This is a genomic window from Limosilactobacillus vaginalis (genome assembly GCF_025311515.1).
Taxonomy (GTDB): Bacteria; Bacillota; Bacilli; order Lactobacillales; family Lactobacillaceae; genus Limosilactobacillus; species Limosilactobacillus vaginalis.
On the sequence record NZ_CP104399.1, the window covers coordinates 1,766,034 to 1,783,911 of the forward strand.

Below are 17,878 nucleotides of genomic sequence, written 5' to 3' on the forward strand. Positions count from 1 at the left end.
CTAATGCTCAGTTTTCGTCGAGCAACTCCAAACGATCTGTCGAGGATCGTTGCAATTTATAACAGTGCAGTGCCAAGCCATGACATTACTGACGATGAAATGCCGATCACTGTCGATAGTCGTCAAGAATGGCTTAATCATTTCAATGATCGTTTCCCAATCTGGGTAGTAATCAGTGATTCAACAATCATTGGCTGGTGCTCACTTGGCCAGTTCTACCCGCACCAGGCTTATCAATTTTCTGCCGAAATCTCAATTTACTTAGCTTCTGATACTCAAGAACGTGGCTACGGAAAACAAATTTTAAATTTCATTGACCAGCAAATTACCGACAACCTTGATATTAAAACCGTAATTGCTTACGTTTACGAAAATAATCTTCCCAGTCAAAAGCTTTTTCAAAAATGTGGTTATCAACAATGTGGCGTCTTACCACAGATTTCAATCATTGATGGCGAACTCAGAACACTCAAAATCTTTGTTAAACACTTCAATCTGTAAAGAAATACCGCTAACATCCAGCTTTGAATGTTAGCGGTATTTTAACACTACTCTAGTTTTTACCATAAGTATCTAGGTAGTGATTATATTCTTTACGGTTAAATTCTTTTTCAGATTCACCAATAACCAGGGTTGCAATGGAATTACCAACAACGTTTACGGCTGTTCGTCCCATATCAACAAACCGGTCAATTCCGGCAATAAAGGTAAGCCCGGCAATCGGTACCCCAATTGTCGAAACACTGGCCAGAAGAACAACAAATGAGGCTCCTGGCACCCCAGCCATCCCTTTACTTGTAATCATCAAGACAACCAGTAAGGTAAACTGGTGGGCAAAGCTTAAGTGGATTCCGTATGCCTGAGCAAGGAATAACGCTGCCAATGACTGGTAGATGGCCGAACCATCAAGGTTAAAGGTATACCCAGTTGGAATAACGAAGGAAACAATCCCCTTGCTGACACCCATCTTTTGTGTCTTCTCCATTAGCCGTGGCAACGTAACTTCAGAACTCGCTGTCGTAAAGGCTAAGATGATTTCATCAAGAATAACGTGCATTGTCTTCCAGTAGCGCAAGTGGAATAAGTGGGCAGTAATCCCCAAAATCACCACAACAAAGATGATCATTGTCATATAAGCAATAACAATAAACAACCCTAATGGCAGTAACGCACTAATTCCCATTTCGGCAATCGTCATCCCAATCAGGCCAAAGACCCCGATTGGCGCAAACTTCATTACCCAGTTAGTAACCTTGAACATTACTTCGGCAACCGCATTCAGCACATCAATAAGAATCTTTGCCTTCTCACCGACCGAAGCAATTCCCAAACCAAAGAGGACTGAGAATAAGATCACTGGCATCATATCCCCATCAGACATTGATTTAAAGATGTTCGTTGGAATAATGGAAAGAATTAATTCCCAGAAGCCGCTATTATGCGAAGCAGTTTTAGCGCTCGACATGTACTGTGAAATATCAGTAGCATGAAGCTTATGAATATCAATAAACGTTCCCGGGTGGGTAATGTTACCAATTACTAGCCCAAGAATAATGGCAATCGTAGTTAAAACTTCAAAGTAGATTAAAGTTTTTCCACCTATCCGTCCTAACTTCTTAATATCACCAATATTCGCAATCCCAACCGTTAAACAAGAAACGACGATTGGCATAACGATCATTTGGATCAAACGAATAAAAATGGTTCCCAAGCTCTGCATGACCTTAATTGCACCAGTATTATGGTAAAAGACCATCCCACAGATAATCCCCAATACTAGCCCAATCATAATTTGCCAGCCCATGCTTAGGCGTGAAATTCGGTATTTTTTCACCTTAAATCAGACTCCTTAAAAAATGTCTTGTTCTACTTTAGCATATTTTTAAGGGTTTTTCTTAGTAAAATTTAAATTTTATTTCTCTAAAGCCGAACAGTTATTTTAATTTCATAATTTTTTATTCATTTATTTTCCATATGGAAGCGGTTTATTTTTCAAGTAAATAGAAGTAGGATATTACTATAGTCTATTTTCAAAGGAGGAAATCGACAATTGACCAAACAATGGGCAAATAGTCTCACTGGTCGCTGGTGCTTTTTAGCATTTTCCATTTTCCTAAATTCCTGTTCCAATGGTCTCACTGTCTCTACAAACATGGGAAGTGCAATCTGGACTGCCTCCGCTGCTAATCTTAGTAACTGGCTCCACTGGTCGCTAGGAAATATGCTGTTAATTGAAGGAGTTATTGTTGCTATCACTAACCTGCTTCTGTTAAGAAAATTCGATTACTTTCGGTTAATTCGTAATCTTCTTTACATCATCCCTTTTAGTTATATTCTCCAGGGATTTGCTGACTTCTTCAATTATATTGGCGTTCCCGATCTCAATATTTGGTTTCGTGTCATCCTTGATATTATTGGGTTATTTGGTATTGCTGCCGCTGTTTCGCTTTACCAGCGAGCCAACCTAATTATGCATCCGAATGATGACTTCCCATATATTTTACGGTTCCGTTTTATGCATGGTTCCGCTGTTTGGTCACAATGGACAAGTTATATTCCGCCAATTATTTTAATCATCATCTCAGTAATTGAGACCCACCAGTTAGTTGCCGTTAACTTTGGGACAGTTTATAACATTCTTACCCAAGGTTACCTAATTGGTTGGTCTGATCACCATTTCTTTAGCAAATTGCACCACCACCTAAATTACAAATATTAAGAGAGGTAATTTTACTATGAAGAAAACCTACATTAACGGTCATATTTTTGTTGGCGATTCAGAAGATCACTTTGCCAATGGCATGATCGTTGAAAACGGCCGAATTAAATGGATCGGTAATGATCCGGTCCCAGAAGGAGAAACAATTGATCTCCAGGGACAAACCGTTCTTCCGGGATTAATCGACTGCCATACGCATCCAAAATACATTGCTGATGCCTTACATGGTGTCGCTTGTACTCCGCCAAACGTTAACAGTATTAAAGAAATGCAAGAAGCATTACGTAAGTCTCCCGCCTATGGTAAGGGTGAAGATGTCTGGATCGAAGGATGGGGATTTGACGAAACCAAACTAGCCGAACACCGGAGTCCTAACCGGGACGATCTCGATGCCGTCTCAACCACTCAACCGATTTTTATTTACCGTTCAGACTGTCATTCTTCTGTTGGGAATTCTAAGGCCCTTGAACTCGCTGGAATTGACGAAAATACGCCTGACCCAGTTGGCGGAAAAATTGAACGGTTCGCTGACGGACGACCAACTGGATTCATGCGGGAAGTTGCTGCATCTCAGCTTTTAATTCGTGCTAAGTCCGCCCAGAGCTATGAAGGCGATGTCCAGAACATGGTTAAGAGTTCCGAACACTACCTTGCTAATGGACTCGTTGCAATTGGTGAAATGATGGGACGGATGAAGCCATATACCTCTCTTAAGCTTTACCAAGACGCGATTAAGGGTGGTTTTGCCCCCAAGGCATCAATTTACTATGTCTTTGATGAAATTGATCCTGAAAAAGGACTTCAACCAAGTGGCGATGCTAAACTCCGTGTTGCTGGGATTAAAGTCTTCATGGACGGCAGTATTTCTGGTGAGACAGCATTTAATGCCGATCCATACCCATCAGGCAAAATGGGAGTTAGTCTTACATCGAAAGAAAAGTTAACTCGTGCTGTTAATATGGCGCGTGAAAACAAGTTGCAGTTAGCTGTTCATGCGATGGGCGACCAAGCTATCCAAACCGTTATCGACGTTACTAAGGATCTCGATCCATGGCTTGATGAAATGCCATCAGTGCGGATTGAGCACGCATCCCTAATGAGTGATGAAATGTTCATTGAAATTGCTCACAGTAAAATGAAGTATGCCTTAGTAACCCAACCGATTTTCTTCTTTGCTGAAGTTGAATCATACCGTCATTATTTGAACGCTGAACAATTCAAGCTAGCATACCGAGTAAAGACAATGTTAAATTCCAAGGCAATGCTTGGCTTAAGTTCAGATGCACCATGTACCCCATGGGCTGAGCCTGACAGCCCCTTCTACAGTATTTATGCCGCTGTCACCAGGAAAGCAGCTAATGGTGATGTTGTAAATGCCAATGAAGCAATCACTGTCCCCCAAGCAGTTCTTGGCTATACTCGTGATGGTGCTAAAATCGGTGGCTTTGACGATAACGGCACTCTGGAAGCAGGCAAGGCAGCTGATTTTGTCATTCTCAACAAGGATATTTTCACTGTTCCTCATAACGAGCTTCAAACTGTTCGGGTTAAAGAAACCTGGATGGCTGGGGAAAAGGTTTTTGAAAATTAAATATTTGACTTTGAAAAAGGCTGGGATTTGTTCCTGGCCTTTTGGTTTTGGGACTTGCTGGAGTTCTCGGCAACATATTCTAAACGTGCTTCGCCCGAGTTTCCTAGAGCTAGCAAACTCCTTCCTAGGCGCAAGTCGCCTTCGTCAGGAGAAATTGCTAGCTTTCCGGAAACTCTTTGGGGCGAAGGCACTCTAATTCCCAATTGATGCCGCTTTCAAAGAAGTTTACAATAGGGTTGTGAATAGATTTGCAAATTAGTTTTTTGGGGATTGGAGTGAGAGATTTGCAAGAAGTTAAGAAAAAGCATCGGTTCCATATGCCGTCAGCGTTCACGATTCTATTTATTATTATTGTTATTATTGCTATATTAACCTGGATTATCCCAGCCGGAACATACTCAACCGATAAGGCCGGAAATATTATTTCTGGTACCTACCGTTCGGTTGCTAGTAAGCCACAAGGGATCTGGGACGTCTTTATGGCTCCTGTCATCGGAATGGTTGGTGACAAGAAAACTGAAGGAGCAATTTCAGTTTCACTATTCATTCTGGTCATCGGGGGCTTCCTTGGAGTTGTAAACAAGACAGACGCCCTTAACGAAGGGATTAGTTCAATCGTCCACCGTTATAAGGGACGAGAAAAATTACTGATCCCGATCCTAATGATCCTTTTTGCCATCGGTGGTTCTACCTACGGAATGGGTGAAGAAACAATTGCCTTTTACCCATTATTAATTCCCGTAATGATGGGTGTTGGCTTCGACTCATTAGTTGCCGTTGCAATTGCCCTCGTTGGGACTCAAGTTGGTTGTTTGGCGTCAACCGTTAACCCATTTGCTACCGGAGTTGCTTCACAAACATTAAACATCTCTCCAGGTGATGGTTTAGGTTCACGGGTTCTTCTCCTGATTATTACGACAACCATTAGTATCATCTACGTTTACCACTACGCTTCTGTAATCGAAAAGCACCCTGAAAAATCGCTTGTTTATAAGCAACGTGCAGCAGATGAGAAGCGATTTGCAATTAAAGTTCGTTCTGACGATGATAATTTTCAAATGTCAAAACGGCAAAAAGCAGTTATCTGGCTCTTTGGTCTTACATTTGTAATTATGATCCTTGGCTTAATTCCATGGACTAACCTAAACAGTCACTGGACATTCTTTGACAGCTTTACAAAATGGCTAACAGGCATCCCATTCTTAGGCAATTTACTCGGCCACGATATGGCACCACTAGGGACTTGGTACTTTAACGAAATTACCATGCTCTTCCTCTTCATGTCTGTCCTAATCATGTGGGTTTACCACATGAAGGAAAGCGAGTTCATGGATGCCTTCATGAAAGGAATGGCTGACTTCCTTAGCGTTGCAATTATCGTTGCTGTTGCCCGGGGAATTCAGGTAGTTATGAATAACGGAATGATCACCGGGACCGTCCTCCACTGGGGTGAAACGGGTCTCCATGGTCTTTCACAAAGTATCTTTATTATTTTGACCTACATTTTCTACATTCCAATGTCCTTCTTGATCCCATCAACTTCCGGTCTTGCTGCTGCAACTATGGGAATTATTGGTCCTCTTGGCCACTTTGCTCACGTTTCTGGAAGCCTAGTTATTACGGCTTATCAGGCTGCTTCAGGTTGGGTCAACTTAATTACCCCAACTTCTGGAATTGTTATGGGTGCCTTAGCAATCGCCCACGTTAACATCAGTATTTGGTGGAAGTGGATGTTGAAATTGATGATCTACCTATTCATCGTTACCTGCGTATTCTTAGGAATCGCTGCCGTACTCTAGGAGGAATTAAATTATGACACAATTAGTTACCGAAAAAGAACAACAAGAGGCTGTCAGCGCTCTTGAAGAGTTAATTTCCGTACCTTCTTATAATCAAGCTGCTGAGGACGGTGCTCCATTCGGTCGGGGAATTCGAAACGCCCTTGATAAAATGATGGAAATTTGCGAACGTCTTGGGTTTAAAACTTATGAAGATCCTGATGGTTACTATGGCTATGCTGAAGTTGGCGAGGGTGACAAGATTTTTGGTGTAATTTGTCACCTTGATACTGTTCCTGCTGGCGATCCCAAGGCCTGGGAACATGATCCATTTAAGGGAACAGTAGTTAACGATGCCGTTTACGGACGTGGTTCTCAAGATGATAAGGGACCTGGAATTGCTGCATTGTTTGCTGTTAAAGCTTTGATGGATCATGGTTACAAGTTTAACCAGCGAATTCGCTTTATCTACGGGACTGATGAAGAAATTCTTTGGCGAGGAATTGCTCAATATAACAAGAAAGAAAGTCAAATCGATAGCGGGATCTCCCCTGATGCGGAATTTCCATTGATTTACGCTGAAAAGGGTCTCCAGCAATCCTACCTTGTTGGACCGGGAACAGATCAACTTAAGCTGAGTTTAAAGAATGCCTTTAATGCTGTCCCTGACAAGGCTGTTTATGATGGCCCAAAGCAGGATGAAGTTAAGGCAGCTCTTGATAAGCATGGCTTTGAATATACTAGCGATGAAAATTCAATTACCGTTCTCGGAAAATCAGTCCATGCAATGTTAGCCCCACAAGGAACTAATGCCGTTCTTCGCCTTGCAATCGCCCTAGATGATGTCTTTGACTTTAAGCCACTTGATTTCATCGGCAAGCTCTTCAAGGAGGATGCCACCGGTACTAACCTGCTCGGTGATGTTGAAGACGAATCTGGTCACCTGACCATCAATATTTCAAGTCTCGAAATCAACGAAAAAGAAACCCAGATGCAAATTGATCTGCGGATTCCTGTTACCGTTGATCGAGATAAGTTTTTGGAAAAGCTCGCACAACGAGTGGCTCCATACGATCTCAAGTATGTTCACTTTGACTATGTTGCACCGCTATACGTTCCAAAGGATAGCAAGCTAATCCAAACCTTAATGGACGTCTACAAGGAACAAACCGGTGATACCACTGCCACACCACAAATCTCTGGTGGCGCTACCTTTGCTCGAACAATGAATAATTGTGTAGCCTTTGGCGGAATGCTTCCAACCACTCCCGACTACATGCACCAAGCCAACGAACAATGGCCCCTCAAAGACATGTTCAAAGCTATGGAAATCTATGCTCAAGCGATAAAGAGGTTGTGTGTAGACTAGAGTGTCTTCGTCCCAAAGAGTTTCCGGAAAGCTAGCAATTTCTCCTGACGAAGGCGACTTGCGCCTAGGAAGGAGGTTGCTAGCTCTAGGAAACTCGGACGAAGCACGTTTAAAGTAGAGTGTGAGCCGTGACGAACTAGCAACTGAGCACTAGAAAATCCCGGACGACGATTGAATTGCAATCAAGGACGGGATAGTTAGACGAAGGTGACGGTCGTCGCGAGCAGATCTTGACTCTGTGGCAACAAAACGTTAGGCTGAGCACATTTAATAGGTGGCTTCCCTGCGAGCACATTTCGGCAATGTTGCACTAGGATGCAGGACTCGTCAAATTAAAACAATACTCTTTTATAAACAAAATAAGGGTGAGGAAAAGCAAACAAAATGCTTTTCCTCACCCTTATTCTTATTTCGTCGTCTGTCGCTTAATCAAATGGGTTCCAACAACCGTCTTACATGGGTCACTAGCTGGATGTGCGAGTCGCTTGACCATCACATCGACTGCAGCATGAGCCATTTCATCGGTTCCTACATGAATCGCTGACATACTTGGATAAACATACTTTACAATCGCGGTATCATTAAAGCTAATCATGGCTAAACGGTCAGGAATATCAATCTTTGCTTCCTGAACGGCCTTTAGCGCCCCGACAGCCATTGGATCATTAGCAATAAAAATCGCATGTGGTAACTTATTGCCAAGCTCTTCAATTGCTTTCTTCATTGCCCGATAGCCCGACATTGATGTATAGTCACCGGCAAACATAAATTCCGGATGATAAATACCACGTTGCCGCAAATCTGTTTCAAAATACCGGCGGCGTAGATCAGGAACTACTTCATTGTCCGTTGTCTTTTCTGTTCCAGCGAGCATTCCAATGTCTTGAATTCCTTCATCCAAGAACTCGTTAATAACAGTATGGACAGCATTCTCAAAGTCAGGCACTAAGCAGTCATATCCCGCAGCTAAACTATCGAAATCAACAAAAACAATATTGTTAGTTACCAATTTTAACTCTTGAACTTGCGAATCACTAAATTTACCGATTGCAATAATTCCCGTTACGTTCCGGGGAATCTTTTCTAAGTCATTTTGATAAATTGGCACTGTCTGGATCCCGCGTTGTTGAGCAGAACGTTCGATCTCCATTCGGATCCCCATATAGTAAAGGTCATCAAGTTCTTGGGTAAGCGAATACCATTGAACAATTGCTACTCGTTGCACTTGGTCACTTCGCGTCCGCTTATGCTTCGTGTAATTTAGCTCTTCTGCTGTACTTAAAACCCGTTGCCGAGTATTTTCATTAACAGAAAGCGTCGAATCATTATTCAAAATTCGCGAAACCGTCGCAATAGAGACACCAGCTCGACTGGCAATATCACGTAACGTTGCTGCCATGGTAATCACCCCTTCCCATTTTTAGAACTTATTTTACCTGGATTACCATTAATTTGTCTAGACTGAACTATAATTGAGCGATAAAACGATCCCAACCAGCGTTTCCGGCTTCATCATCCTTGAAGACACCGGCATTTTCAAGAACATTAGCAAATACATTCGCCAATTCTTGTTCCATGATTTCGTCAACGTTATCAGCATTAATGTCCATCTTTTCGGCAATTTCCTTAGCCCATGGAAGGTGACTGTCAGCAATATTATTTGCTTCACCTAACCAGAACTTCTTAACTTCCGCTAATTCGTCCTTTAACCGAGCTGGCAAAATTGCCCGTCCCATAACTTCGATCAAGCCGATATTTTCCTTCTTGATGTGCCATAATTTTTCGTGTGGGTGGAAGATACCAAGTGGGTACTTGTCACTAGTATCGTTGTCCCGTAAAACAAGATCAAGAACGAACTTCTTCCCATCACGGTGCATAATTGGGGTTACTGTGTGGTGACGAGTATCGCCATCAAATGCCTTTAAGGAAAGACTTTCATCATCATAATGATCCCAAACATCAATGATATGAGAACCAAGGTTTATTAATTCAGTAGTGTTTGCACTGGTTAAACGAATGTCACTCATTGGCCAATTAACAATTCCGGCTTCAACGTCTGGGTATTCGTCAAAGTGGAGCGGCTTTTTAATTTCAGCCTTCATCATTGGGAAGCTGTGACGACCACCCTGGTAGTGTTCGTGGGCTAACATTGAGCCACCAACAATTGGTAAATCAGCGTTACTGCCGACAAAGTAAGCAGGCAATTGTTCTTCAATTTCAACTAAGTTAATCAAGGTTTGCCGGTTAATTTGCATTGGTTCATGCTTGCTGTCGAGGAAGATGCAGTGTTCATTGAAGTAAGCATATGGTGAGTATTGGAAGCCCCACTTGTGGCCACCAACCATAATCCGGATTACCCGGTGGTTGCTCCGGGCTGCTTGTCCTAGACGTCCCTTGTACCCTTCGTTTTCCATACAAAGGGCACATTGTGGATACTTCTTCTTGGTATCATGAGCAGCCGCTGCAATTGCCTTTGGATCCTTCTCTGGCTTAGACAAGTTAATGGTGATTTCTAGATTACCGTACTTAGTTGGCCGATCAAAAACGATATTCTTCTTGATCGCAGCAACCTTAACATAATCATTTGATGTCATTAACTTGTAGAACCAATTAGTAGCAGTTTCAGGAGATTCTTGGTACTTCTCCCAAAATTCTTCGTTTACAACAGATGGACGTGGTGTCATTAAGTCATAAAGTTGATCATTCAAAATTTCCCGTTCTGTTTGACCATCCTCAATCTTACCCCGCTTAACGGCCAGATCAACTAATTGGGCAACAACTGGCTGGCCCTCATTACCATCAACATCTTCATCGCCTACAAAGCCACGAATCTTATTCATTACATAAATCTTGTCAAGTGGCTTGTATGCTCCACTGGCAATTACATCATCAGCAAATTTTTCGATTAACTTCATCTTTTAATTCCCCCACTCACTTTAATACATTATTCAGCGTTTAGGTAGCATGCGCGCTAACGTTCTAGGCAGCATAGTCTAAACGTGCTCGCCGTGATATTCCTCAAGCTAACGTTCTAGGCAGCACAGTCTAATCGTGCTTCGTCCGAGTTTCCTAGAGCTAGCAACCTCCTTCCTAGGCGCAAGTCGCCTTCGTCAGGAGAAATTGCTAGCTTTCCGGAAACTCTTTGGGACGAAGGCACTCTATAATTTGTGCGGACCATCCACAACTTCGGCGTCATAGAAGCTGGCGTCGTAACCGATTTTATCGCGGTAGATCTTACCAACATTCTTCTTGAAGTTTTCAGCTTCGGACTTCTTAACAATGGCAATTGCACTACCGGCGAAACCACCGCCGACCATCCGTGCACCAAGACAGCCAGGTTGATCCCAAGCATTTTCTGCTAAGGTGTCAAGTTCCTTACCAGTAACTTCATAGTCGTACTTCAATGAAACATGTGAAGCGTTGATTAAGCGACCAAGTTCTTCAAGGTCACCCTTTTGCATTGCGTCGATTGCCCGCTTTGTCCGTTCGTTTTCACTAACTGCATGACGAGCACGACGAATCAAAGTATCATCATTAATCAGGTAAGTGTATTGATCAAAGGTTTCAGAATCAATTTCACCAAGCTTGTTGATGTTTAACTTCTTGCTAAGACGCTTTACAGCTTCTTCACATTCTTGAACCCGTTCGTTGTACTTTGATCCAGCTAGTGAGTGGGTCTTATTCGTACTCATAATGATAATTTCGTAGTCGCCAAGTTCAAGTGGCAAGTACTTGTAGTCCAAAGTGTTGCAGTCAAGGAAGATTGCATTATCTTTCTTCCCCATCCCCACAGCAAATTGATCCATAATTCCAGAATTCAAACCAACAAAGTCATTTTCTGTCTTTTGACCAAGCTTAACGAGATCAATCTCATCAATATCTAAATTAAATTCTTCCTTCAATAAGTTACCCATCAGCATTTCAATTGAGGCTGATGATGATAGACCTGAACCGTATGGAAGGAAGCCATGGATATAAAGATTAAATCCATGATCAATCTTGTAGCCGCGTTGCTTGAGGTACACAAGCATCCCCTTAAAGTAGTTAACCCACTTTTCATCTTTAGCAGACTGTGGTTGTTCATCGTTAATATCAAAAGTAATGATCTTACTATTTTCAACCTTTGCGGAGTTTGCTGAATAAATTGCTACGGTAGTGTCTTCACGTGGACCATAAACACCATAAGTACCAATGCTAATTGCACATGGGAAAACATGACCACCATTGTAATCCGTATGTTCACCAATCACATTAATCCGTCCAGGGGAGAAGAAAACGTCCTTTCCTGGTTCCTTAAATGTGTCTTGATATTCTTTAAGAAAATCTTGCTTATCCATGTCAAAATACCTCCATGACCACTTGAGCAAAGTGGCTAAACAAATTAGTAAACTTTTACTAAACTATAATTTAGACTCTTTTACCCCATTTGTCAACAAGCGCTTTCATTTTTGAAGTAATGATATTGTAAGCGTTTTCTATAAAAGCTGATGGGACGCCTGTTTGTCCCTCCTTAGTTTGGTTTAAAGTTCTATAATTATAAAAAAAGGAAAGGGATTTTTTTCATGCATCGCTACTCCCCAAACTCTCTCTACAAATTAATCCACCCTCATGGACGCTGGTTCATTAAGGGGCTTAACCAATCCGCAACCCTCTATACTACTAATCTTGGTAGCCGATTACGGTTCATTGCTAAAGGTGTTAATAACCTGACAGTTAATGTGTTGGATAACCGCAACCCATTTTCACCCTCACAAATTTATGCCTGGCGAATAGACGGCAACCAGTGGCATCGTGAACTAGCAAGTCACCGCAGCTGGCATATAGAATGCGAATCAGCAAACCACTTGATTGAAATTATAACGGCTGGCAATTCGGATCTTGATCGTGTTTGGAATGACAACGAAGGTTTTGCAATCACTTCAATTGATGCTGAACAAGGAAAATTGATTAGTGCGCCGCCAGTCCCGGTGATTGATTTTATTGGTGATTCAATCACTGCAGGATGTTGGGTAGCGGGGCATAATGCCTCGATTGACTACCGACCAGAAAGTAACTATGTTGGGACCGCCGTTGACTTGCTTCACGCAACTGATGTACGAATTGCCTATTCTGCTGGTGGTGTGCTTCGTCAAGCCACTGGTGGTGTTCCGACTGCGGATCAATTCTTAACGAAACTTGATGCCACGACTTTTTGGCAAGCAAACACGCCTGATCTAGTAGTAATCAACCTTGGTGTTAACGACCGGCGTTTTTCGTTGGATCAATTTAATGCGAGCTATGATCACTTCTTGTCCCTTGTTACTACCCTTTTCCCTTCAATTCCAATTCTCCCAATGATTCCGTTTAGTCAAACTTTTGCTGAATCAATCCGTTCTCTTACTAAGAAACACAAGCTTCCCCTGATCGAAACTCAAGGATGGTGTTCTAGCTTTACCGATGATCTCCACCCTGATCAGTCTGGAGCCACCGAAAGCGGGTATCGATTAGCGGAGAAGTTATCAAACTGGCTAAAGTAGGGTACAATTAATAAGGTAAAGTACTTAGGATGTAGCAAGTAGTTCATCCTAGTAAAAGGAGGTTTTGACATGACGGGTCAACGCTTATTAGACATTCAAGATGGCCATAATTTTCGCGATCTGGGTGGCTACGAAACTAAAGATGGACGTCATGTAAAGTGGCACCGGCTTATCCGTTCCGGTTCGCTTGCTCATTTAAACGAACATGATTTAAGCACTCTAGCAGCAATTCCCGTTACGATCGACATTGATTTACGGGCACCAGAAGAGGTTAAGCAAGCTCCCGATAAACTCCCCCAGACTGCTAGCTATTATCATCTACCGGTATTTAAATCTGATGAAACTGATGCCTCTCACAGTGATGAAGAGATCATGAGTCGGATTCTAAAACCAGGTAATGGCTATCAGCACATGCTTGATGTTTACCGCCGGATGGTAGAGGTCCCTACTGCTAAGGCTGCTTACCAGCGAATGTTTGAACTCCTGTTAAGTAATAACCCTACTCAGGCCACCCTCTTTCACTGTACTGCCGGGAAGGATCGCACGGGGATGGCTGCCTATCTAATCCTGAGTGCCCTCCAAGTACCTGAAGAAACGATTCTGAAGGATTACCTGCTTACTAATAAGGCAACTCAGAGTTTTCGGGAACAGTGGCTTCAAATGTTGCGTGATAAGGGTGAAAATGAGGTCGTAGTAGAAAATCGGCGTGCTCTTGGTTCTGTTTCGGTCGACTACCTTAACCAGACAATTGATCTGATCAATACTAATTACGGAAATGTCCAAAACTACTTAACCGAATACTTCGATCTCTCGCCAACTGATCTCAAGCAACTACAACAACTATATTTAGATTAAAGAAGTGATTTTAATGAAAATTTCAGTACCACTTATCAATGGAATGTTAGCTGATGAATACGGTAAGTATGCTCCGGCTAACTCAATGCTAGCTGACCACCCAATTAAATCTTTCCCAATAGAGATCAATGAAGCTCCTGCCGAGACAAAGACATTTGCCATCGTTTTTATTGATTATGATTCCACTCCAGTTTGTGGTTTTACTTGGATTCACTGGCTCGCTGCTAATATTCCTAGCACCATGACTTCCATTGCGGCAAATGCTAGTCGCCAACTAAGCGATCAATTTATTCAAGGAAATAATAGTAATGCCGGATCCCTAGTTAATGGCGATCCTGCAATTTCTAGCGGTTACGTCGGTCCACAGCCACCAGATCAGACTCACCACTACACACTAAGGGTTTACGCCCTTGATGACCAGTTGCCGCTGAAGAACCACTACTGGTTAAACGAGTTTATCCATGCTGCTGAAGGTCATATCTTGGCTCAGGCAGAATTTGATATTCCAAGTCGTGCATAAGGAGGAACAAAAAATGGAAACAAGAATTTTCTTTAACCCTGGCGATTCAATCGCTAATATTCATGATTACAACGAAGCAGTTCGTAAGGGCCAAATCTTCAAGCGTGAACGAGAAGCAGATGATCTCGTCATCGCTAAGGGACCCGATGACGAAGAATACGCAATCTTCTATGCAAAAGATGCGCAAGTTAAGCCGAAAGCTGATAAAGTTAAGCCATATGAAATTAAAAATCGGCTTTAGCGTAACAAAAACGATCGTGATGGAAAATTTCCATCACGATCGTTTTTTTCATTTTCTTTTCTTTAACGGCCACCAACAATTTTAGCAACTTGTGATTCAAGGTAGCCAATCAATACATCTGAATCAGCTTTGAAGTCATCAACAAAGCTCTTGCCGTTTGGAGTAACGACACCAACTTGTTCACCCATTGCATCGGTAACAATTAACTTATCCCCGTCACGCTTTACCTCATCGTAGCGTCCTTCAAGCGCCTCATCCAATAAGGCCTGCAAAATATCTGGAACAGCCTGCTCAATCACTTCTTCCGGTGTTACTTTTTCACCATGAACCTGATGTTTAGCCACCTGAACAGCTACTTCTTCCATGTTTTCAGGAATATATGCACTCATTAATCTCAGCTCCTTTCCATCACGACAAAATGAATCAATTACTTTTTACGCTTTTTTCGCCGTTTCTTACTAAACTTAATTCCTTGTGGGACCCGCTTTTTCCTTAACAATTGCCGATCCTTTTCTACTGGAACTGGTTGATGAGTTGCCTGTTGCCGCTTATGCAATTGTTGTCGTTCGTACTCACCCCATGGGCTAAGGATCGACCGCATAAACGTTGCCACTTGTGATTGGTGGGCATCCATCCACTTCTCGGTTTTGTTCACGTTATCAGTATCAACACCTTGACTCTGGATGTATGAAAGCATCAATTGGGTTGTCCGTTGACGACGTTCCATTGAAGCCAGCATGTTTTGCGAAGTTTGCATATGGGCAATAGACTTCAAGGCAACCCGGTACTGCTCCATATCAATCTGGTCAGTCCGTTTCAAGTAATCAAATAACGCTTGCGCAGTTGGAACAATATTTAGGATCTCCAACTTGGTAATATTGGGATCCAGTGGCATCATCATCCCCAAGACCAACTGCAAGTCAGCAAACCGCCACTGATTAATTCCTTGATGACATTCCTGATACATCAATTGCAGGAATTCCGCAACCAGGTATTGCTGATCGGCAATACTGAGGTCCTTCTCCTTAAATTCCGGAGCAGTGGCAACTTCTTTTTTGATCCGCGTAATTTCCTGTTTCATCTTTCCTGCTGGAATTAACTTTACAGGAGTAGTCGGCTGCTTTAGTTCTTCACTCGCCGGTTCTTTGACAAGTTGATCTTTTTGTGGTGTTTCATGCTTAGCAGTTTGTTTTTTGGTACCCGAAGCAACTGTCTTTTGTGAGTCACCATTCAATTCAGCCAATGTCTGGTGAGCTTTTCGACACTTATTCATTATTGGCCGCTGCTCATCAATGGCCTTTTCAATTGCACCTAATTGCTTATTCCCCAAGAACTTTTGATAAGCCTTCAGCACTGGTGCCACGGCAATTCCAAACGAATTAGTTAACGCTGGATCAGCAATGAATTGACCAACCATTACTTGTTGAACCGCTTGGGGTGTCCACGCGGTATCATCCAGTTGGTGCTCTTCGGTCATATACTTATTAAACCGGGTCAAAATATTTTGAGCATGTTTCTGCTGGTTAGCAGATAGCTGGTTATACGTGGACGAATTTAGGAACCCTTTAATATGTTCTTCCTGTTCGCTCATTTCCCAATTATTCCTCCATCAAAAATTGAATTATCTTCTCTATCATATCATAATTACAGGTGAACAATTAATTACGCCGTCAGTAAGACGACAAGGAGCGATTTTCAATGCAACGTAAAAAGATCCAAGAAGCAATGGCTCACGTATATTTTCAGAAAATGACACCAACCGGCTATCATGAAATTGAGCAGGAAATCGAAAAGCTACAAGCACAGCGTCCTGCCAAGATTGCTCAGCTAAAAGCTGCCCGAGCCCTCGGCGACTTATCAGAAAACACCGAATATAGTACCGCTAAACGTGAATTGCGCCATTTGGAAAGTCGGTTGCGCTACTTAAATAAGCAGCTTCAATATGCCGAAATCATCAAACCTACTGACTCGCAAACCATCGATCTTGGAACTACAGTTACTCTCCAATTTATAGACGATGATGAACAGGTTAACTATACAATTGTTGGTAAGCAAGAAGCTGATTTACAAAAGCAAAAGATTTCATTTGACTCACCGCTTGGGCAAGCACTACTACATCAAAAGGTGGGGCAAACAGTTCCAGTTCAGGCACCACAGTCCACCTACCAAGTTAAAATTTTAGCTGTTCGATTAACCTCACCTGAGGAATCGGTTTAAACCAGCTTCGTAAAAAAATATTTTGAAATTAACTCGGTCCCCTGCACTAACCTAATTAAGGCAAATATCGACTGATTAATTGGCTAATTTTCTGCTTGTTTCGCTAGCGAAGAATGCTATACTAGATCTCGTTGCATTTGCACGATGTCCACAACATATTGTATTTTTTGCTTTTATTCATTTAACGTGGACACAATATATTGATATAGGAGACTTTGAGTAATGAAGAACTATTTACACTTTCTCGCTCACCAACTTAAGGGTTGGCCTCAACAAAACTACTACCTGTTTTTCTTCAGCCTTGGCTGTCAGGTAATGACCTTGGTAAACGATAAAATTACTTGGATCACGGTAATTACTTTTATCGGAACAACATTAGGAGTTCTTTGTATTTTAGCAATTAACGCTGCCAAATCCGTTAACGGTTGGTTAGGGATCCTTTCTGCTATCTGTTTTATCATTGTTGGTTTCAGCGCCAAGAACTACCTCAGTATTGGTGAACAGCTTGCCTACGTTATTACTCTGGATATTCCAGTTTTGCTCTCTGCTAATTGGAATATTAACATGGTCTCCAAAATCCGGAAATTCACTGGTAAGACCTGGGTTGTTGCTATTCTTTCAACAATTGTTGTTTACCTAGTTTCTGGTTACCTTATTGGTGCCTTAACTAATGATCCACGGCCATGGATTGATGCCATTAGCTTCTCAATTAGTTTGACTGCTGGTGTTATTTGTTTCTTACGGTACAACAACCAGTACTTCTGGTGGTTGGCTTCTGGAATCTTCCAAATGGTTCTTTGGGGGATCACATTTGCCCAAGGTGATTCTTCATTAGCAATGGCCGTTAACAGTATGGTTTACATCATCAATGATGTTTTGGCCTTTACCATTTCACCATGGTACAACAAGCGTGAACGTGCTCGTCTTGAAAAAGAAGAAGCTAAGTACTCCGCTAACTTAAATACCCAAGCCTAACATAAACTTACTAGTCCCCAACTCAGGTCCTTGTGATTTGAGTTGGGGATTTTCTTAATGTATGATCTGATTAGTTATTTGACTTTTTGGGGGTTCA

17 protein-coding genes are annotated in these 17,878 nt (G+C 42.1%); 11 read left to right on the forward strand and 6 right to left on the reverse strand.

Annotated features, from left to right (window positions below):
• Positions 1-3: 3 nt before the first annotated feature.
• Positions 4-501 carry a GNAT family N-acetyltransferase gene (locus N4627_RS08625; RefSeq protein WP_191336878.1) on the forward strand — a complete coding sequence of 166 codons (498 nt, stop codon included), beginning with the start codon at positions 4-6 and terminating at the stop codon, positions 499-501.
• Positions 502-553: 52 nt separating this feature from the next.
• On the opposite strand, the gene N4627_RS08630 is transcribed toward N4627_RS08625, so the two are convergent.
• A complete protein-coding gene (locus tag N4627_RS08630; RefSeq protein WP_040530662.1) occupies positions 554-1,834 on the reverse strand; it encodes a cation:dicarboxylate symporter family transporter in 1,281 nt (426 codons plus the stop codon).
• A 216-nt stretch (positions 1,835-2,050) separates the two neighbouring features.
• Here N4627_RS08630 and N4627_RS08635 point away from each other — a divergent pair, with 216 nt between their 5' ends.
• The 4 genes from N4627_RS08635 (at position 2,051) to N4627_RS08650 (ending at position 7,457) form a co-directional block, all read left to right on the forward strand.
• The gene (locus tag N4627_RS08635) at positions 2,051-2,719 is read left to right on the forward strand and encodes a YczE/YyaS/YitT family protein (RefSeq protein ID WP_098044495.1); all 669 of its coding nucleotides are present in this window, start codon (positions 2,051-2,053) and stop codon (positions 2,717-2,719) included.
• Positions 2,720-2,735: 16 nt separating this feature from the next.
• Positions 2,736-4,310: an amidohydrolase gene (locus tag N4627_RS08640; RefSeq protein WP_260964744.1), complete on the forward strand. Its 1,575-nt coding sequence runs from the start codon at positions 2,736-2,738 to the stop codon at positions 4,308-4,310.
• A 317-nt stretch (positions 4,311-4,627) separates the two neighbouring features.
• On the forward strand, positions 4,628-6,109 hold the full coding sequence (locus N4627_RS08645; RefSeq protein ID WP_373369905.1) for a YfcC family protein: 1,482 nt from the start codon (positions 4,628-4,630) through the stop codon (positions 6,107-6,109).
• A gap of 13 nt (positions 6,110-6,122) precedes the next feature.
• Positions 6,123-7,457: a dipeptidase gene (locus tag N4627_RS08650; RefSeq protein WP_260964747.1), complete on the forward strand. Its 1,335-nt coding sequence runs from the start codon at positions 6,123-6,125 to the stop codon at positions 7,455-7,457.
• Between the two features lie 406 nt (positions 7,458-7,863).
• Here N4627_RS08650 and N4627_RS08655 read toward each other — a convergent pair whose 3' ends face one another.
• The 3 genes from N4627_RS08655 to N4627_RS08665 all read right to left on the reverse strand — a co-directional run bounded on the left by N4627_RS08655 (position 7,864) and on the right by N4627_RS08665 (position 11,794).
• Positions 7,864-8,856, reverse strand: coding sequence for a LacI family DNA-binding transcriptional regulator (locus tag N4627_RS08655; RefSeq protein WP_240410659.1), 993 nt, complete (start codon positions 8,854-8,856; stop codon positions 7,864-7,866).
• A gap of 67 nt (positions 8,857-8,923) precedes the next feature.
• Complete coding sequence (locus N4627_RS08660) at positions 8,924-10,372, reverse strand: UDP-glucose--hexose-1-phosphate uridylyltransferase (RefSeq protein WP_260964751.1); 1,449 nt, start codon at positions 10,370-10,372, stop codon at positions 8,924-8,926.
• Between the two features lie 243 nt (positions 10,373-10,615).
• The gene (locus tag N4627_RS08665) at positions 10,616-11,794 is read right to left on the reverse strand and encodes a galactokinase (protein WP_098044489.1); all 1,179 of its coding nucleotides are present in this window, start codon (positions 11,792-11,794) and stop codon (positions 10,616-10,618) included.
• A 225-nt stretch (positions 11,795-12,019) separates the two neighbouring features.
• On the opposite strand from N4627_RS08665, the gene N4627_RS08670 reads away from it, so the two are divergent.
• The 4 genes from N4627_RS08670 to N4627_RS08685 all read left to right on the forward strand — a co-directional run bounded on the left by N4627_RS08670 (position 12,020) and on the right by N4627_RS08685 (position 14,589).
• Positions 12,020-12,973 carry a GDSL-type esterase/lipase family protein gene (locus tag N4627_RS08670; RefSeq protein ID WP_098044488.1) on the forward strand — a complete coding sequence of 318 codons (954 nt, stop codon included), beginning with the start codon at positions 12,020-12,022 and terminating at the stop codon, positions 12,971-12,973.
• A 69-nt stretch (positions 12,974-13,042) separates the two neighbouring features.
• Positions 13,043-13,828, forward strand: coding sequence for a tyrosine-protein phosphatase (locus tag N4627_RS08675; RefSeq protein WP_260964754.1), 786 nt, complete (start codon positions 13,043-13,045; stop codon positions 13,826-13,828).
• Positions 13,829-13,841: 13 nt separating this feature from the next.
• Entirely contained in the window at positions 13,842-14,348 is a 507-nt protein-coding gene (locus tag N4627_RS08680) for a YbhB/YbcL family Raf kinase inhibitor-like protein (RefSeq protein ID WP_003716428.1), read from the forward strand.
• Between the two features lie 13 nt (positions 14,349-14,361).
• Positions 14,362-14,589, forward strand: coding sequence for a hypothetical protein (locus N4627_RS08685; RefSeq protein ID WP_040530658.1), 228 nt, complete (start codon positions 14,362-14,364; stop codon positions 14,587-14,589).
• 62 nt (positions 14,590-14,651) lie between these two features.
• On the opposite strand, the gene N4627_RS08690 is transcribed toward N4627_RS08685, so the two are convergent.
• The gene (locus N4627_RS08690; RefSeq protein ID WP_003716426.1) at positions 14,652-14,978 is read right to left on the reverse strand and encodes a hypothetical protein; all 327 of its coding nucleotides are present in this window, start codon (positions 14,976-14,978) and stop codon (positions 14,652-14,654) included.
• A gap of 38 nt (positions 14,979-15,016) precedes the next feature.
• Entirely contained in the window at positions 15,017-16,180 is a 1,164-nt protein-coding gene (locus N4627_RS08695) for a hypothetical protein (protein WP_260964758.1), read from the reverse strand.
• Positions 16,181-16,287: 107 nt separating this feature from the next.
• Here N4627_RS08695 and greA point away from each other — a divergent pair, with 107 nt between their 5' ends.
• Positions 16,288-16,806, forward strand: coding sequence for a transcription elongation factor GreA (gene greA / locus N4627_RS08700; protein ID WP_260964760.1), 519 nt, complete (start codon positions 16,288-16,290; stop codon positions 16,804-16,806).
• A gap of 222 nt (positions 16,807-17,028) precedes the next feature.
• Positions 17,029-17,781, forward strand: coding sequence for a nicotinamide riboside transporter PnuC (gene pnuC, locus N4627_RS08705; protein ID WP_003716423.1), 753 nt, complete (start codon positions 17,029-17,031; stop codon positions 17,779-17,781).
• The last annotated feature ends 97 nt before the right edge of the window (positions 17,782-17,878 follow it).

Excerpts from the sequence above, each read along its gene's own strand:
- N4627_RS08655 (WP_240410659.1), bottom strand. The coding sequence starts at position 8,856 with ATGGCAGCAACGTTACGTGATATTGCCAGTCGAGCTGGTGTCTCTATT.
- N4627_RS08625 (WP_191336878.1), top strand. The coding sequence starts at position 4 with ATGCTCAGTTTTCGTCGAGCAACTCCAAACGATCTGTCGAGGATCGTT.
- N4627_RS08665 (WP_098044489.1), bottom strand. The coding sequence starts at position 11,794 with ATGGATAAGCAAGATTTTCTTAAAGAATATCAAGACACATTTAAGGAA.
- N4627_RS08695 (WP_260964758.1), bottom strand. The coding sequence starts at position 16,180 with ATGAGCGAACAGGAAGAACATATTAAAGGGTTCCTAAATTCGTCCACG.
- greA (WP_260964760.1), top strand. The coding sequence starts at position 16,288 with ATGCAACGTAAAAAGATCCAAGAAGCAATGGCTCACGTATATTTTCAG.
- N4627_RS08690 (WP_003716426.1), bottom strand. The coding sequence starts at position 14,978 with ATGAGTGCATATATTCCTGAAAACATGGAAGAAGTAGCTGTTCAGGTG.
- N4627_RS08685 (WP_040530658.1), top strand. The coding sequence starts at position 14,362 with ATGGAAACAAGAATTTTCTTTAACCCTGGCGATTCAATCGCTAATATT.
- pnuC (WP_003716423.1), top strand. The coding sequence starts at position 17,029 with ATGAAGAACTATTTACACTTTCTCGCTCACCAACTTAAGGGTTGGCCT.
- N4627_RS08670 (WP_098044488.1), top strand. The coding sequence starts at position 12,020 with ATGCATCGCTACTCCCCAAACTCTCTCTACAAATTAATCCACCCTCAT.
- N4627_RS08650 (WP_260964747.1), top strand. The coding sequence starts at position 6,123 with ATGACACAATTAGTTACCGAAAAAGAACAACAAGAGGCTGTCAGCGCT.
- N4627_RS08660 (WP_260964751.1), bottom strand. The coding sequence starts at position 10,372 with ATGAAGTTAATCGAAAAATTTGCTGATGATGTAATTGCCAGTGGAGCA.
- N4627_RS08675 (WP_260964754.1), top strand. The coding sequence starts at position 13,043 with ATGACGGGTCAACGCTTATTAGACATTCAAGATGGCCATAATTTTCGC.
- N4627_RS08645 (WP_373369905.1), top strand. The coding sequence starts at position 4,628 with ATGCCGTCAGCGTTCACGATTCTATTTATTATTATTGTTATTATTGCT.
- N4627_RS08680 (WP_003716428.1), top strand. The coding sequence starts at position 13,842 with ATGAAAATTTCAGTACCACTTATCAATGGAATGTTAGCTGATGAATAC.
- N4627_RS08640 (WP_260964744.1), top strand. The coding sequence starts at position 2,736 with ATGAAGAAAACCTACATTAACGGTCATATTTTTGTTGGCGATTCAGAA.